19 protein-coding genes are annotated in these 15,641 nt (G+C 40.5%); 13 read left to right on the forward strand and 6 right to left on the reverse strand.

Annotation, left to right across the window (positions count from 1 at the left end):
- Positions 1–572 precede the first annotated feature (572 nt).
- The 8 genes from CN378_RS12625 to CN378_RS12660 all read left to right on the forward strand — a co-directional run bounded on the left by CN378_RS12625 (position 573) and on the right by CN378_RS12660 (position 8,263).
- Positions 573–1,007: an ArpU family phage packaging/lysis transcriptional regulator gene (locus CN378_RS12625; RefSeq protein WP_098352441.1), complete on the forward strand. Its 435-nt coding sequence runs from the start codon at positions 573–575 to the stop codon at positions 1,005–1,007.
- A gap of 15 nt (positions 1,008–1,022) precedes the next feature.
- Entirely contained in the window at positions 1,023–1,439 is a 417-nt protein-coding gene (locus CN378_RS12630; protein ID WP_098352443.1) for an ArpU family phage packaging/lysis transcriptional regulator, read from the forward strand.
- A gap of 277 nt (positions 1,440–1,716) precedes the next feature.
- A complete protein-coding gene (locus tag CN378_RS12635) occupies positions 1,717–2,082 on the forward strand; it encodes a hypothetical protein (protein ID WP_098352445.1) in 366 nt (121 codons plus the stop codon).
- Position 2,083: 1 nt separating this feature from the next.
- Positions 2,084–3,361, forward strand: a complete 1,278-nt coding sequence (locus CN378_RS12640; protein ID WP_098352447.1) for a phage major capsid protein — start codon at positions 2,084–2,086, stop codon at positions 3,359–3,361.
- Positions 3,362–3,495: 134 nt separating this feature from the next.
- Positions 3,496–3,807: a hypothetical protein gene (locus tag CN378_RS12645; RefSeq protein WP_098352449.1), complete on the forward strand. Its 312-nt coding sequence runs from the start codon at positions 3,496–3,498 to the stop codon at positions 3,805–3,807.
- A 19-nt stretch (positions 3,808–3,826) separates the two neighbouring features.
- Positions 3,827–6,886, forward strand: a complete 3,060-nt coding sequence (locus CN378_RS12650) for a phage tail tape measure protein (protein WP_098352451.1) — start codon at positions 3,827–3,829, stop codon at positions 6,884–6,886.
- Positions 6,883–7,653 carry a hypothetical protein gene (locus tag CN378_RS12655; RefSeq protein WP_098352452.1) on the forward strand — a complete coding sequence of 257 codons (771 nt, stop codon included), beginning with the start codon at positions 6,883–6,885 and terminating at the stop codon, positions 7,651–7,653. Before CN378_RS12650 ends, CN378_RS12655 begins: the two co-directional genes overlap by 4 nt.
- 346 nt (positions 7,654–7,999) lie before the next feature.
- A complete protein-coding gene (locus tag CN378_RS12660; RefSeq protein ID WP_098352454.1) occupies positions 8,000–8,263 on the forward strand; it encodes a hypothetical protein in 264 nt (87 codons plus the stop codon).
- A gap of 78 nt (positions 8,264–8,341) precedes the next feature.
- On the opposite strand, the gene CN378_RS12665 is transcribed toward CN378_RS12660, so the two are convergent.
- Genes CN378_RS12665 through CN378_RS12675 form a run of 3 tightly spaced genes read right to left on the reverse strand, consistent with a single transcriptional unit; the run spans position 8,342 to position 10,453 of the window.
- A complete protein-coding gene (locus CN378_RS12665; RefSeq protein WP_098352456.1) occupies positions 8,342–8,989 on the reverse strand; it encodes a replication-relaxation family protein in 648 nt (215 codons plus the stop codon).
- Positions 8,989–10,143, reverse strand: coding sequence for an FtsK/SpoIIIE domain-containing protein (locus tag CN378_RS12670; RefSeq protein ID WP_098352458.1), 1,155 nt, complete (start codon positions 10,141–10,143; stop codon positions 8,989–8,991). Before CN378_RS12670 ends, CN378_RS12665 begins: the two co-directional genes overlap by 1 nt.
- Positions 10,144–10,153: 10 nt before the next feature.
- Positions 10,154–10,453 (reverse strand): hypothetical protein, encoded by a 300-nt coding sequence (locus CN378_RS12675; protein WP_098352459.1) that lies wholly within the window; start codon positions 10,451–10,453, stop codon positions 10,154–10,156.
- Between the two features lie 314 nt (positions 10,454–10,767).
- On the opposite strand from CN378_RS12675, the gene CN378_RS12680 reads away from it, so the two are divergent.
- The gene (locus tag CN378_RS12680; protein ID WP_098352470.1) at positions 10,768–10,992 is read left to right on the forward strand and encodes a helix-turn-helix domain-containing protein; all 225 of its coding nucleotides are present in this window, start codon (positions 10,768–10,770) and stop codon (positions 10,990–10,992) included.
- 643 nt (positions 10,993–11,635) lie between these two features.
- On the opposite strand, the gene CN378_RS22960 is transcribed toward CN378_RS12680, so the two are convergent.
- The 3 genes from CN378_RS22960 to CN378_RS12695 all read right to left on the reverse strand — a co-directional run bounded on the left by CN378_RS22960 (position 11,636) and on the right by CN378_RS12695 (position 13,077).
- Positions 11,636–12,037, reverse strand: a complete 402-nt coding sequence (locus CN378_RS22960; RefSeq protein ID WP_257141130.1) for a helix-turn-helix domain-containing protein — start codon at positions 12,035–12,037, stop codon at positions 11,636–11,638.
- Positions 12,019–12,582 (reverse strand): DUF3967 domain-containing protein, encoded by a 564-nt coding sequence (locus CN378_RS12690; protein ID WP_098352460.1) that lies wholly within the window; start codon positions 12,580–12,582, stop codon positions 12,019–12,021. The genes CN378_RS22960 and CN378_RS12690 overlap by 19 nt, the downstream gene beginning before the upstream one ends.
- Before the next feature lie 282 nt (positions 12,583–12,864).
- Positions 12,865–13,077, reverse strand: coding sequence for a helix-turn-helix domain-containing protein (locus CN378_RS12695; protein ID WP_098352461.1), 213 nt, complete (start codon positions 13,075–13,077; stop codon positions 12,865–12,867).
- 168 nt (positions 13,078–13,245) lie between these two features.
- Here CN378_RS12695 and CN378_RS12700 point away from each other — a divergent pair, with 168 nt between their 5' ends.
- The 4 genes from CN378_RS12700 to CN378_RS12715 all read left to right on the forward strand — a co-directional run bounded on the left by CN378_RS12700 (position 13,246) and on the right by CN378_RS12715 (position 15,296).
- Positions 13,246–13,422: a helix-turn-helix transcriptional regulator gene (locus CN378_RS12700; RefSeq protein ID WP_098352463.1), complete on the forward strand. Its 177-nt coding sequence runs from the start codon at positions 13,246–13,248 to the stop codon at positions 13,420–13,422.
- 11 nt (positions 13,423–13,433) lie between these two features.
- Positions 13,434–13,838, forward strand: coding sequence for a hypothetical protein (locus CN378_RS12705; RefSeq protein WP_098352465.1), 405 nt, complete (start codon positions 13,434–13,436; stop codon positions 13,836–13,838).
- On the forward strand, positions 13,831–14,094 hold the full coding sequence (locus CN378_RS12710) for a hypothetical protein (protein WP_098352466.1): 264 nt from the start codon (positions 13,831–13,833) through the stop codon (positions 14,092–14,094). The genes CN378_RS12705 and CN378_RS12710 overlap by 8 nt, the downstream gene beginning before the upstream one ends.
- 239 nt (positions 14,095–14,333) lie before the next feature.
- A complete protein-coding gene (locus tag CN378_RS12715; RefSeq protein ID WP_098352468.1) occupies positions 14,334–15,296 on the forward strand; it encodes a replication initiator protein A in 963 nt (320 codons plus the stop codon).
- The last annotated feature ends 345 nt before the right edge of the window (positions 15,297–15,641 follow it).

Consider the following 15,641-nt stretch of genomic DNA (forward strand, 5'->3'; position numbering starts at 1 on the left):
AAAAGAACAACAAAAGAACACAAACAAGAATGTAAAGAATTAAAAGAATCTAGTAGTAGTGGTAACCGACAACAAATGAACAGGTCTTAACCTTCACCAGATAAGAATTAATTCAGGTCTGATTTAAGATCTCCGACAACAGATGGACACATACAAGAATGTAAAGAACTTAAGTAGTAGTGGTAGTAATAACCATTTAATTACAAAAAATCAGGTGTGAGGGTTAACGGGGTTAACGGGGATTATTTCTCGTTAACCCATCAAAACGTTGTTATATCAACGTTTGTATCCAAAAAAGGTTAACGGGTTAACGGGGGTTAACGTTTTTTGTAAAAGAGCCTTATATATATATTATTTTTTTATTTATTTATTTTTCGTGGAAAGGGTTTAGGAAACCATTAACCCTCATTAACCCAACCTTAACAAATACTGTTATATCAATGGTTCAGAGGGGTTAATGACCATTTTTCTCGTTAACCCTCTCGTTAACCCTTGTCGATTATTAGCGTAATAAGGAAAAAATTGTCGAATGATTGTATAATAGAGTTATATAATTATTCGAGGTGATTTTAATGGCAGCAGTAAGATTATTAAAGTCTAAAGAATTAAGGAGACAGGTAGAAGAAGCATTGGAAAAATACCGTTTGTATGTACTGACGTTCCCAATCGAACAGACACCTAAGATTACTGCGTCTTATTCCCTTGTGCCTCCAACCAACACGAATCAATTCCATTCTTCAACTGAAGATGCTGCAATCAACAAGGTGGATCGTGATAGGGAGCGATATGCCTACATTGAAATGATTCAGAAGGCTGTTAATCGCCTAGATCCACTGGAAAGGGAAATGATTATTCGTAAATATTTCGGTGATGAAGAGTTGTTTGACTATGAAGTGTACAATGAGCTGGGTATGGGAGAAACATTCTACAATCAAAAGTTTAAACCTCGAGTATTTTATAAATTGGCCGTGATTCTAGGAATTGTGGATGTAAGCCAAGCTGTATAAATCGGGGGGAAACTGATGGCGAAATGTAAACCTTGGAAATCCGAAGTTGAAGTAGCCCTGGAGAAGTACCGGTTCTTTCTGTTGTCCTTTCCGATTGAGCTAACACCCAAGATAACTTCCTCATATTCACTCGTTCCACCTACGAATACTAACCAATTCCATTCATCTACTGAACAGACTGCCATTGATCGTGTGGATAGAGATATTGCTCGTGCGAAACATATAGACTGGGTGTTAAGAGCTGTGAATCGTTTGAGTGAGATCGAGCGTGAGATAATCTTTAAACGCTATCTGGACCATGAAGAAGCCTATGACTATGAGATATACAACGCAATGGGTATGAGTGAAAGGAAATACTACAGACTGAAGGCAAGAACATTTTATAAATTAGCATTGATATTTGGTTTCGTTACTATCGACGAAGCTGTATAACTGTGGACGGCAAAGCGTGGAGCTCTTAGAGTTTCATGCTTTTTTATTTGTTCAAAAACTGTGGAAGGCAGAGAACGGAGGAGGAAACCATTGAATCCCCCCCATTTTTTAAAAGGCACCCCCCTTTTCCAGTCACCGATTGTGGACTTTCAAATACTACTCAGGCCATTTTCATATAAGGGGGGGTAAATATTCGGAAATCTTTTCAAGTTGTCGCTTGTTTTCGTTGTTAACAATGTTTACAATAAAAACATAAGAGGAGAAAGGGGGTCGGGAAATGGCTGATCGTCAATTAGGAGTAAGGGTTTCGGAAGAAGTGGCAGCACAAGTGAATGACATTACAGAAGAAATCAATAAAGTAGTCCCGGAAGCGAATGTTTCTGTATCAGGTGTTTTGCGTTTCGCAATTAGCGACTATGTAAAGCAATACAAGGAAAGACAGACACACATGTCTATCAAGTTTCCTTATGAGAGAAACTTAAAAGCTCCAGAAATCGAAGCATTAATCGGTGCTTTGGAAACAATTCATCAGATTTCACCTTCAGAATCAACTGAAGATGCGCTTAAAAATCTCAAGCGGGATCTAGAGTATGCGGAGTTATTCGCATTGATCGAAGAGAAGAAAGGAAAAGGAGGGAAATAGATTGTTCAAACCACAATTAAAGCTAAATCTTCAGTATTTCGCTACTAAGACTAAGAGTATCGAAGATATTGAAGCGCGGTTATCCGAGATTGATGATCGCAAGAAAGAAATTCGTAAATTAGTTAAAGATGAAACCCGGGATGTCGAATATGACAAACTTACGGTTGAACTTGACGAACTGAACGACGAGGTTGACCAGCTGAATCATCAGCGACGTCAATTAATTGCGAAAGGTATCAATGATGGATCGATTGAAGGCAAAACGATCTCCACTTTTAACACCGACCTTGGTGATACTTCTTCCCGATCTATCGAAAAGCACGACACGAAAGAGTATCGCCAGGCATTCTGGAATCAAATTAAATCAGGTGGCTCAATTGCCACAGATCCAAAAGAATATCAGCTATTGAATCAACCTGAAGTTCGCTCACTATCTACAGCGACAAATCAGGCAGGGGGTTACCTGGTACCTGCATATTGGGAAAACACTTTAGTCCAAAAGCTAAAAGAAGCTAACGTAATGCGTCAGCTTGCTACGGTTCTTCCAATGAAAGCCGGGGACAGGAAAATTCCAATCGTTACAGACTATGGCCAAGCGGCTTGGTTAGATGAAGGTCAAGCTTATCCTGAAAGTGATGTAGCTTTTGACCAGATCCTATTGGGTGGATACAAAATTGGTCGTATCATTCAAATGTCTGAAGAGCTTATGCACGACAGCGTTATTGATCTGGATACGGTTGTTGCAGATGCTTTCGTGAAATCTTTCTCTGATTTAGAGGAAGAAGCCTTCATCCAAGGCGACGGAACAGATCGTCCAACAGGAGTTCTTGGAAGAGCCGAAGTTGGATTGACCGGTAGTGAAGTGGACACGATCACTTCAGATGAACTTTATGACCTTTACTACAGTTTGAAACGTCCTTATCGTTCTTCAGCATCATGGCTGATGAATGATCAAACTGTAAAAGTTGTGCGACAGTTGAAAACAGCTGATGGACAATATATCTGGGAGCCAGGTTTCGGAAACGAGCCAGCTAAATTGTTAGGACGCCCCGTTTTCACATCCTCAGCAATGCCAGTAATGGGATCAGGAGCCAAAGCCGTTGCTTTCGGAGACTTCTCCTATTACAAAATCGCAGATCGTCAAGGTCGCGTAATGCAACGTTTGAATGAAAAGTACGCTGATGTTGGTCGTGTAGGCCTAAGAATGTTCCAGCGTGTGGACGGTAACCTCGCTTTACCGGAAGCAGTAAAAGTGTTTGAAAACCTGACTCAAGTTTAAGTTTTATTGCAAAATTTCTTGTTTTCTAATTGTGAACGATTCATTTTTTTCAATGTTTTACTCCCTATAAAGTACGTTTTAGCCGTCAGCGATGTTGACGGCCTTTTTTATAACAACGAAAGGAGGTGAAAGGATTGGAGGTCTTAAAAGGTGAAAAATTATTGGATTTCTCACTCCTGTTTACTCGATTTTTGTATAACAAGGATCGCGAAGAAAAGTTTAACTTGGCTCTTGAAATCCTCAAATATGATTTTGGACCAGAAGAGGTCATGTTAGAAGCAATGAAAAGCTATGAATATCTTCTAACACTAAAGTTTGCCTTAAGAAAGGGTAAAGCGGCATGGATCAAGAAAGGGGCCACAGAAATGGCTTACAGGGAATGTAAGGACTACATGAAGAAAGTGAAGAAGAAATTCCCTGAAATATATAAAAACCTAAAAATTTAATATCAGGATGGTGAGATAGATGGCTGATATCGGCTCATTAGCGATTAGGTTATCTCTCGAAGACAGTGATTTGAACCAATCGATGTCTCGAGTTAATCGTAATCTAAAGACTCTCGGTGGAGAGATGGCCATAATCAAAGGTAAAGGGAAGGACTGGGGCAGCTCACTTCAAGGACTGTCTGAAAAACAGAGGGTCCTTACTAATATTCTCTCCCAGCAAGAGGCCAAGGTAAGAGAAGCCTCTGAAAAGCACAGACAGTTGGCTCAGGAGCATGGAGAAGGTTCCGTAAAAGCTGAGAAGCAAGCGGCAGCACTCAATAAGTTAATCGCTCAGTTCACACGGACAGAAACGGAGCTAAATGATGTTAACCAGGCATTAAACGAACAGCAAAGAGAATTAGATCAATCCTCAAATAAGTTTTCGCAGTTAAGCAGGGCAGCCAGTTCAGCCGGTGGTGTGATGAAATCGATAGGAAGTTCAATGAAATCGGCAGGACAAACAATGACCGCATCAATGACTCTTCCACTTGTCGGACTCGGAGCGGCAACCGTTAAAACGGCAGCAGACTTTGAAGAGTCGATGGATAAGGTATCGGCAATCAGCGGGGCAACTGGGACGGACTTCCAAGAATTAGAGAAACAAGCAAAAGAGCTCGGGGCAACCACCAAGTTCTCAGCAAGTGAAGCGGCTGAAGGGATGCAATTCCTGGGGATGGCCGGTTTCGATACCAAAGAAATTATGTCAGCCATGCCAGGGCTATTAGATTTAGCGGCTGCAGGAGCTTTAGATCTCGGACGAGCGGCGGATATCGCTTCAAACATTATGAGCGGTTTTTCCATTGACGCAGGCAAGGCCGGACATGTTTCCGACGTACTGGCAAAAGCTTCAGCAAGCGCCAATACAAACGTTGAACAGTTAGGAACGGCCATGCAGTACCTGGCTCCAGTATCTAATGCTCTCGGTTGGAGCTTAGAAGAAGCCACTTCAGCTGTTATGGCCCTAAGTGATGCCGGTCTCCAAGGTGAGAAAGCAGGAGCGGCGTTCTCCACGTCTCTCACAAGATTGACCAGTCCATCCAAGGAAGCGGCCGGAGTTATGAAACAGTTAAGCCTTGAATTCTTCGATGCCCAAGGAAACATGAAATCAATGCCTGATGTGATCAGAGAGGTTGAGAAGGGAACTAAAGGACTCACCAACGAGCAAAAGGCAGCGGCTCTTTCAACAATTTTTGGACAAGAAGCATACAAGGCCTGGGCGGTTCTCTTAGAGAAAGGCTCCGGAGCATTGGCTGAGAATACTCAAATGCTTGAAAAAGCAGACGGAGCTGCCAAGAAGATGGCTGACACGATGAACGACAACACCAAGGGATCTTTCAAAGAGATGTTATCGGCTCTTGAGGGCTTAGCGATTGAACTTGGTGATGTTCTACTCCCAATCATGAACGATGGAATCGCCAAGGTGACAGAGTGGACTCGGAAGTTCGGAGAGTTATCACCGGCCACTCAGAAAACAGTTTTAGCGGTAGCGGGATTGGCAGCGGCAATCGGACCGTTATTAATGGTTACAGGATCAATCGCCACTGGATTGGGTGGATTAGCAACAGCTTTCGGCACGGTGTCCGGTGCAATCGCGGTCACTACGACAGGAGCTGCAGCGGCAACACCAGCGATCGGAGGATTGGCTACAGTGATCACAGCCATGACTGGACCGATTGGAATCACAGTAGCGGCTTTGGCAGGTTTAGGAGTCGGTGCTGTATTATTGGCCAAGGAAATGAAAAAACCAACCTTTGAAGTCGAATTGTTTGGAGATACGGTCTCTGAGTCCACTAAAAAGGCAGTCGGGTCGTATATGGAGCTTGATGAGAAAGTAAATGTCTCCTTACAATCCATGTCATGGGGGCAAAAAGTGGTTACAAAAGAAATGGCTGATGATCTGGTCGCTACTTTTGACGAGATGGGTAATAGCATCCTAGCTGAGATGAAAAAAGATCATGAAGAACAGTTATTAGCCACAACCGAGTTTTTTGCCCAATCTAGCGCTTTAACCTCTGAGGAAGAAGCTGCAATTTTAGAAAAACAAAAGGAGAGCCAAGAAAAAGAAATCCAATCACAAAAAGATGGCTATGCTCGAATCAATGAAATTGTTTCCACAGCATTAGCTGAAAAACGAGGAATTACGGAAAAAGAGTATCAAGAGATGTCCGGCATATTAGGTGACTGGAAAGAAAACGCTGTGCGAGTTATGTCAGAGAGTGAAGCAGAACAAAAAGCAATACTAGAACGTTTGAAGGTTGAAGCCACTGAAATAAGCGCTCAGCAAGCAGCGGAAGTTGTGAAAAATTCTGTTAAGCAAAAAAATGAAGTTGTGAAGGAGGCTGAAGATCAGTACAACAAATTTATCGCGCAAGTAATAAGAATGCGGGACGAAACAGGAGAAATTACCGACGAACAAGCAGACAGAATGATCAGAGGAGCAACTAAGCAAAAGGATGAAGTGGTCGCCCGTGCTGAGGAAATGCACAATAAAGTGGTTTCTGAAGCAAAGAAACAAGCGGGAGAACATGTAGCAGAAGTTGATTGGGAAACCGGGCAGATCATGACTAAGTGGGAGCAGCTCATGAAAGCTTCTAGCACAATTTGGGGCATCATCGGTAAAAACGTTGATCGAGAGCTCACTGATATCGGAGTAAGCATGTCAGTGAAAATGGCCACTGCGAAAGTGAACTTTGAAAATATACTTGATGATATGAGAGCTGGGGTAGCAATAAAACTCGCTCAAATCAAAGGTAAATTTGAAAAATTTAAAGATGATGTTGTCGGCTTCTTTGCGAACATGGTCCTTAAAATCCCAACGCCGTCAATGCCAGCACTCCCACACTTTTCATTAGAGACTTCGAGTAAGACAATCATGGGTAAAGAAATTTCTTATCCTACCGGATTGGATGTACAGTGGTACGATACAAACGGTGTTTTTAGTAAACCAACAGCACTCAGAGAAAAGAAGGATCAAATAGTCCAGACAATTAAAAACAAACTTAGCAATCCTGTTTTTGAAGGGGTGTTCAACGCCATATGAGTTTGGTAATGGGAGTGTCGGTAAGAGATGAGTTCATTATCCTTTCTGGAGACACGAAGATAACAACAGGAACTTATGATAGGGACAATTTTGAAAAGTCCAGTAAGGACATCAAGGAAACTGGATTAAATCACGAGAAAGTTTTTCCGATTACCAGGCAGGTCTTATTTTCAACAGCGGGAAATGTTCACGTCGGGGATATAGTAAAGGCTGAATTGGTGAAAAGGATAAGCTCGGATAACACCCTCGAAGAATGCGCTGAAGTTCTCCAAGATGTCGCAAAAGAATTGTGGAATAAAAAGCAGCCATGGTGGCATTTCAACAAAGATACACTGTCCATGAACTTTATCGGAACCATCTACTTCAGTTGCGTAATGTTCGGATTTTTAAAAAACGGAAGAACAGGGATGGCTTATATAGATCCAGAGAGCGTTACTGTTCAAATTGCGGAATCGCCTATGGATCAAGGGTTAAACTGTATAATCATATCTCCTGACCAGGAGGATAACACTAATTATACGAATTGGTTTAACTTGCCAAACGAAGAGCAGACTTTAGGGAATTATATTCAGCAGTTTCTGCTCACACACAGTAAATTGTCGTTAAAGCACAGTGGATCCGTTTCTCCAGACTGCCACATGTACGTATTATTCAAAAATAAAAACGGGCAGGTTCAATACGTGAAAGACGTATCCGATTCTTCACAGCTATATGACTTCCTTGAAGATGTTGATCATACAAAACTTTACAAATTGTACAAGAGTTAATGTATAATATAATCATCTTAGTAGAGATATTTGTGGATCGGTAGAAGTCGCCTTTATGGCGGCTTTTTTTATGCCTTCAAAACCCATTGAAATAAAGTGTTTCAATGTACAAATTATTAACGCTTTTTTTTAGCTGCAACTGATTTCGTAAAAAAACACCTGCAATCGTTGATATGTATGGTGTTGTAACCACCTATATGTGGAGAAAAACCCGGATAATCAAAGGATAATTATTATACAGTTCATTATCCAAGTTATTATTGCTCTCATTATCCGTCCTTGCGAAAAAATTTTAAACGCCCCCTTGAAGTGGTCGATATTTATGTTTAATAAAGGGGGTGCTGATATGTATGTGGAACGTAAGGCAAAGCCAGGGGAGTGTGTTCGTCACAAAGTATCTGGAGACATCATAACCGCCGAAATAATTAGAGAAGATGGTGCTGTACTTCATTCCAATGTTATGAGTGAATACGGCGATTATGTAATGGATCGTTATTACTGGAGGCTGGATGAATATTTCGTGATTGAAAGAGAACCAGAGCCTGATCTTGACGATCTCCATGAACAATATTGTGAAGAATGGAAAAAGAAATATGGTTTTTCTTCCTGAAAGGCTATCCAAAGGACGCGAAAAAACCCATTTCAACACCGGAAAGAGACAGGGTGTGTAAATGGGCACTACGTGATTTTAAGATATCTTTATTTGAATACCGGAGCTCTTAACGGGCTTCGGTTTTTCTATGCTCATAGCAACCAATTGATTGATGTTTTGCACCTGGATGAATTTCACAAAGGGGCTATCAATGTTATAACGAGTATCAGTAATCAAAATGACTTTTGGAAACACTTTATTTTCTGTGGGTTGCCACGGTTCGTTCTCCCATTCTTTCGATAAGCGGTAAGCTTCATATCGGTCCAACTTTTCACTCATGATTTTGTGAGAGTAAACAGAACGCTGAATCTCCACGAAGAACGGTGCGCGCTTCCAGATCATGAAGATATCCGGTTCCATGTAGCCTTTTCCGTACTTTGGCTCAACTATGAATGTGTGAGGTGCCTGGTGCTTCAGGAGATCACCATAGAACTCTACGATTTTTAAGAAGTGTGGAATCTTAGCCGAGTCTTTCTTGATCGGAGAGGGCGATAGAAAATAGATATACGGCTGAAAATCAGTATTCACTTCTATGTGGCAGTCTCTTCTCAATCGCTTTAACACGGTATTTGCGCAAGTGACCGGATTCTTTAGTCCGGCAAAATGAAGATTGATAATATCATCACGGGTCATGCAGCGAAAACGTTCCAGATCCTTTAATATTGCCAAATCTCTCTTTCTCATCAGTCCAACACCTCAAATATATTAGTGTCCATGTCTATGATGTCCTCATTCTTCTCAGAATGCCCGTATTTAGGTTTTTTACCTTTAGGGCACCTATACCCTTCTAAAATGCTTTTAGCACCGTCTATGTCCACGTATGGAGCCTGTGTCTCGACTAAATCATGCTTAGGGGTTTTCAGGAGCATTCTCCCATCAACCTTCAACTTTTCACTTCCTGGAGTGCCGATGATTCGACTATTAATTAAATCGGCACAGCGGAAACCCATCCGAACGGTCAAATTGTTCTTCAGTTTGCCGTCTAAGACGTCTCTGTCAGGTCTTTGCATAGATAGTATTAGGAACACTCCTAAAGCCCTCCCAATGGCGCTTATGTCTTCCACAATGGACATGAGTTTCTTTTCCTTCTTCAGCAACGCCACTTCATCAATGCAAAGGACGATATACGGTGGCTGATCAGGTAGGTCGTCAATGTGTGCGACTTCGTGGTGATCCAGCAGATCTCCCCGGTCCTTCATCACTTTCTCGAGATATAAAAGCATCGGCATTATTTCTTCTGGAGAGACGAACAATCCTTGAACATGTTCAACGTACCTGAATATATGGAATTCAGAGCGTTTCAGGTCACATAAGAACAGCTGCAGGCGATCAGGAGGAAGGGATTGGATAAGAGTGGGAATGATGGAGCGTAATTGAGTGGATTTCCCGGAACCGGTCTCCCCGGCGATGAGTAGGTGCGGATACTTTACCATGTCATAAGCGATGATCTTACCGTTTAAATCCATGCCGGCCACAATCGGTAATTTTAAGCCTTTCAGGTCAAATTGATCATAGTTATATTCAAGAACAGACGGAAGAACGGATACATAAACGGTTAGTGTAAAGTGCTTTATATCGCCTTTTATCTCGATATTGTTGCCGAACACCTGCTTAAAACAATACTCCTTTTTCTTAATCTCCTTTGGATCCAGACCAGTCGGCAAGGAGAAAGCATATTTAACGCTTTGATTGTCTTGGTTGAATCGTACTGATTTGATTTTAGGATAGATCATCCCTTTATTTTTGCCGTAAGAGTAGCTGATGCCGATATCTCCATCTTTGAACACCTTCGCCAGGAACATTTTAGCCTGTTGCTTACGAATGAACTCGTTTATCATGGTGAACACCTCACAGTAAGAATGATGAGTGGGAAAACAGATAGATCATTGAACCGACAGCGACGATAGGGAACGCGATTTTAAGAATGGAATCCAAGGCTGCAGCGATGAAAACAAATCCATTCCCGGCTAACTGTTTTTCTAGGATGGCTACCAGGACAACACCGGCCCCTATAAGAAAGAATGTGGGATCAAATAGCATCAGGGGATTAAATGCAAAAGAGTAGGTCCTTGTTTTATAGAAAGGTCGTTCAGCCTTTTTATTGCCTGGATTGAGAAATTCTTTAATCGTTGTTCTCTGTGTTTTCATGGTGTTCTCTCCTCTTTTTTAATTTTGGTTCCCTCTCTCGGACTCTCACCCTCCCCTTCGTTTCACTTCGTTCCACTTTAAACACTTCTTTTTTTGTTGATATATCAACCTTTTCATCTTATTTACCTTGATAAGAATACTTTGGTAGATACTTTTGTCGTGACTTTAATTCGTTTTTATCAGCTACCAAATTAGCGACCTTGATAGAGTTTATGTAGCACGGGTTGTCCAAGTTTCCTTATTTTTCAGGAAAAAAAGGTATTTTTATTAGGACAAATGGACATGACTGTTTCTAAAAAGGGAGTTGGATGATCGTGTTCGGATTGGGGAAGAAGCGTACGAAATTAGGGAAATGGCTGGATAGAAGAGGGATCAGTCAATCATGGCTGATGAAGAAGACGGGACTGAATAAGAATACTATTGGAGATCTGACAGGGAACGGGGATCGTTCTCCAAATCAACGGACCATGAAGAAAATCCTCCAGGCGCTGCGGGAGATTGATCCTAATGTGAAGAGTGATGATTTCTGGAGGATGTGAAGTGACGCATTATGCGTCCTTAACCTGGTGATAATGTATCTTCTATCAACCTTTGCATATTGCAAACTTTCTAACGAGTTGCTATACTCTGAGTAACGAAAACATGACGCATATTGCAACGTTTTTCCTAACGAAAGAAAGTACGCATATTGCGTAAATAGTTTTGTGAAGAGAAGCATAAAATAAAAAAAGACCGAAAGTGTCTCACCACTAACGGTCCCTGGCCATACGTCGCAGAGTAAAGCGATCGGCTGTTCACAAGAGTATATTTAGTTACGGAAGTAACCTACCTCGTCGTCCAAAACAGGGTAGGTTACTTTTTTATTGCCACAATTAGCTGAATCACTAACCCAATAAAAAGCACAACGAATGTTGCCGTTGGAAGATCCACGATATCACCTCCAATCTCTTGGAGGATGTAATCGCCCTACCCTGTCCGTATGACTCTTTCAATAGTGTACTCTCTGGGGGTGACTCCTTTCAAGTGACTTGTTGTAGAAAAATCGGTTAATTTTTTTTGGAACAGCCTTTAAAAAGTGATATAAATCTGGATTTAATCCAAAACAAAAACCCTTATATATCAAGGGTCGGTGTCAAAGAAACTATGTTTCTGGCAGAAACACGTCCAAAGAAACACCCCTCACTATGTTTCTTTGAGTATGTTTCTTTGGGATTTGAGCCACTCTTCAAAATCGTACTTATTTACTTTCTTCAAGCGCCCTATCCTAAGCAAAGGGAAATCTCTTCGTTCCATCACTTCATATGCTACTCTCCTGGAGATCCCCAGGCATTGAGCTACATCTTCAGCTGTCATGATCACGGTCTCTGATGGTTGTTCTGGTGACTCCGGTATCGTTTCCTTTTTCTCTTCAACCTGATTGTATGTAAGAGCTCCATCAGCAATCTGTGTAAGGTCCTTACTTAAACATGAGGGGCATGCTGCAGCCTTACCATCAGTTAATGCTGATACCCGGGAGCACTCATGACAAAGATAAACCAGCACTCCTCGTACACATAGTGGACCAACTATTCCCTTTGGAACCAACTCATTATCCCCTTACGCGGCTTCTTCTTCTCAGCTTCTTCTTTCGCCTCGATCATCAGTCTTTTTGTCTCCTGGGCTTCCCTCAATGACTCCATCAGCATGGAATCACGCTTTTCCATTCGTTCTTCTTGCTTATCAAGCCGTTCTTCTATGTACTTTTGTTGCTTATCAATCGTATCTAATAAGGTTTTATTGAATTCCTCTAGCTGTTCTAATCGATTAAGTATCTTCTGAGTATCACTTTCTAATGAACGTTCATCGTTATCGCTGTCACGGTGTGCGGACAGCTGTTCTTCATCTTGCTTATACTTTGTGGTTACAACCTTTGACGCGTTCTCCAGTGATAAATTTTGCACCTGAATCAACTCTCTAAGATGCTTCAGAACGATGATGTCTTTGTCGAAGAACATTCTTCGCTTATTATCCGTTCTGGTAAAGAAATATTGGTGTTCTTCTAATGCGATACACCACTTGCGAAGTGTACTGTCTCCAATGTTTAACATGCCAGCGATCTCTTTAGGTGAGTATGCTGCTGCTTTGTACATAAGCGTTACCTCCCAGTCGTAACGTTGTTCTTGGATTAAATTATACAGAAAACACGAAAATCCTGCTTAATAGCTTGGATGCCGATAAATAATATACAGGTTTTATACAAAAAAGAGGGCTTTCCGTTACTGGAGCGCCCTTTAAAAATACCGTTAAATCAACGTTCGTATATATATTCAATAATCCTCTAGTTCCAGGCATAATAAAAACCCTTATTTTATAAGGGTCCTATAGTTAAGTTCCGATACTTTTAATTATGTAAAATACAACGATATGCAGATTTATAGCTCTTGATCAGGGACATGTTTGATTACATCTTCGACCGTACATTCTAAAGTGTTACATATCCGATCGATAACATCCAGAGAAACATTTTCCCCTTTGCCCATCTTAGCAATTGTAGATGGAGAAGTCTTTAATTTCTCTTGTAACTGCTTTTTAGTGATTTTTTTATCAATCATCAGTTTCCACAGTGGATCATATGAAAATCCCATGTTTTTCCCTCTTTTCTATTATTATCTAAATTAATACTACAATAAAGCGAAGAAATATTACAACTATTTTATTATTTTTATTGACAATATTTTCATAAACTTATAGAATATCTATAGAAAGTTAAAGTTTTACAAAAAAGGGAATACAAACATTTGTGAGGTGAAAACATGGCCTTGAAGGAAATGAGAAAAGAAAACGAACTTACACCCTCAGAATTAGCGATCAGAGCTCAAATCTCATTGGGGCACCTAAAGAAAATTGAAAAGGGAGAACGTGATTTAAGTTTAAAGTTGGCTGCTCGTATTGCAAAAGTCCTTGGTTGCTCAATAAAAGACTTATATTAGGGGGAAATACTTTGAATACAATGATCTCTACAACTAAAATCGCTCCAATTGCAAATAAACATTACGTCTCTGGTCAAGATATCGCATTCGGTGTGGATTGCTATGAGAAAGGCATGATTGAAATTTTAAGGGGAGTTGCACTTGCTGAATTACATCAAAGTAATGTAGGTGTGGTCCACATGTCAAAACACGCTAAAAATATGGCAATGAAGTGTGAAACGGAGTTTAAATCCTTACAAGCGAATCTGTCTGAGAATAAAAAACAGATGTTAAGTGATTACGATGAACAGTTTCATGACTTGTTGGCAGCTGAGACCACTGATCACTTTGTGGAAGGGTTCATTCGCGGGTACCGGTATTTGAAGTCTCAAATTGAATCAGGATTAAATCTGGGGGAGGAATACGACAATGAATAGACCAATAAAAAATATGACGTACCTGGGCAGACAATACTGTAAAGATGTTCAAAGGGATTTACCGACCTTTTCTCTTGTGGATCTAGGAGCTGACAAATGGAATGCAATGGCTCAGAAGCAAAATACGAAAATGTTTGTTGAATTCCACAATAGAGATGCTGTGAGCTATGGGGAAGTAAAAGATTGGGTGAACTCGCTCAAAAATAAAGAAAGCCACAGTGCTGGGAACACTGAAGCTTTCATGGGAACTTTTTAAGTTGAATTAATTATAACATAAAAGGGCGCTTTTACAGTTCCCTTTTATTTTTTCACTTTTGTTTGTGGTAATATGTCAAACTTGGTAGAATAATAGACAAATAAAAAACTCCCTCGAGTTTGGCGACCTGCGGGAGTTTTCTAGGGAAGGGCTACGTGTGCCCTATGGCTATATTAATTTAATTAATATAATAACATGGTACACCGTCCCTTTCCAGTGAGAAGGGAGAAAAATAAAAAATGGCAAAAATTATTCAAGTACCATATCCAACAAAACGATACTTCACGAATGAGGACCACGCAAACTTAATCTACTTTCAATTCCCCAAGCTCTTAATGTACGGTGATACCTACAAATCAATGAGCAGCGACTCAAAATTACTTTACATGCTTTGCTTAGATCTCATCAAACTCTCCATGAGGAAAAACTGGAAAGATGAATACGGACGTTATTACATAAAGCTATCCGTCGAAACCATCAAAGATCGTTTGAACTGCCAAAACACCAAGGCTATTAACCTTAAAAAAGAGCTTATTAACCATGAGCTCATGGAAGTTGTGCGTGTCGGACAAGGGAAAGCGGACCGTCTTTACATACTTCAGTTGGATTACTCCGAAGAAGATATTTATAAAGCGAACAACGATCACGAAGACATCGAGAATGACGAAATCGCTCCCGAAGAAAACGTCGGAGCCCTTGGGGCAGTTGAGAACTCCGATTTTCAGAATTCTAGAATTCCGAAAAGCAGAACTCTAGAATTCCGAAAATCGGAGCCTATTAAGAATGACTTTACTAAGAATAACTCTACAGAGAATAATTTTAATAAACATAATAAAGATTCTATAGATGATGATAAGCGAACTCTTGGCGGAGATTCATCCGTACATAACGAACAACAGATAAATTTATTGATTAGTAATTTCAGAGAATCAACAAAAGACGATTTATCAGAGCGTAGCTTTAAGGCCATCGTTCGCAAAGTCATGGACAAGTACAATCAAGGCAAAGTCGATTCCCTACGTGATTACCTGGCCACAGCTTTAGCCAATAAAATAGACGAGCTTGAGTTGCGTCGCGCCAAGAGCGAAGCAAAAGAACAGTTAAAAGCAAATAGCCCTGCGCGGATCCACGAGAAGAAGCAAGAATTAGAAAATCAGCCGATCAGAAAGAAAGTGCCATTCTACAATTGGCTGGAAGATTAAACGAAACAGAGAAGTGCCAAAAATGGCATCTCTGAACAGAGAGATGTGCCACATTTGTCCAAGAGAAGTGCCAAATCTGTCATATCTAATTAAGATATAAAGAGATATAAAAAGATAGATGGATATACAAATCGCAAAATTCTTTAGTTAAACAGAGTGGTCACTTTTGACCGAGAGAGTGGTCGAAAATGACCTATCTAATTAAGATATAAAAGATATAAAAAAAGATGATGATATGATCACGTTTTATAACAACAAAAATTGTGATTGAAATCCTTACGTATCAGGGGTTTCTCTGCCCCTTTTTCGAAAATGTGAACAACAAACAACAAAAGAACAACAAAA

Origin of the sequence: Bacillus sp. AFS015802 (assembly GCF_002561455.1) — a bacterium.
Classification (GTDB): domain Bacteria; phylum Bacillota; class Bacilli; order Bacillales; family Bacillaceae_B; genus Rossellomorea.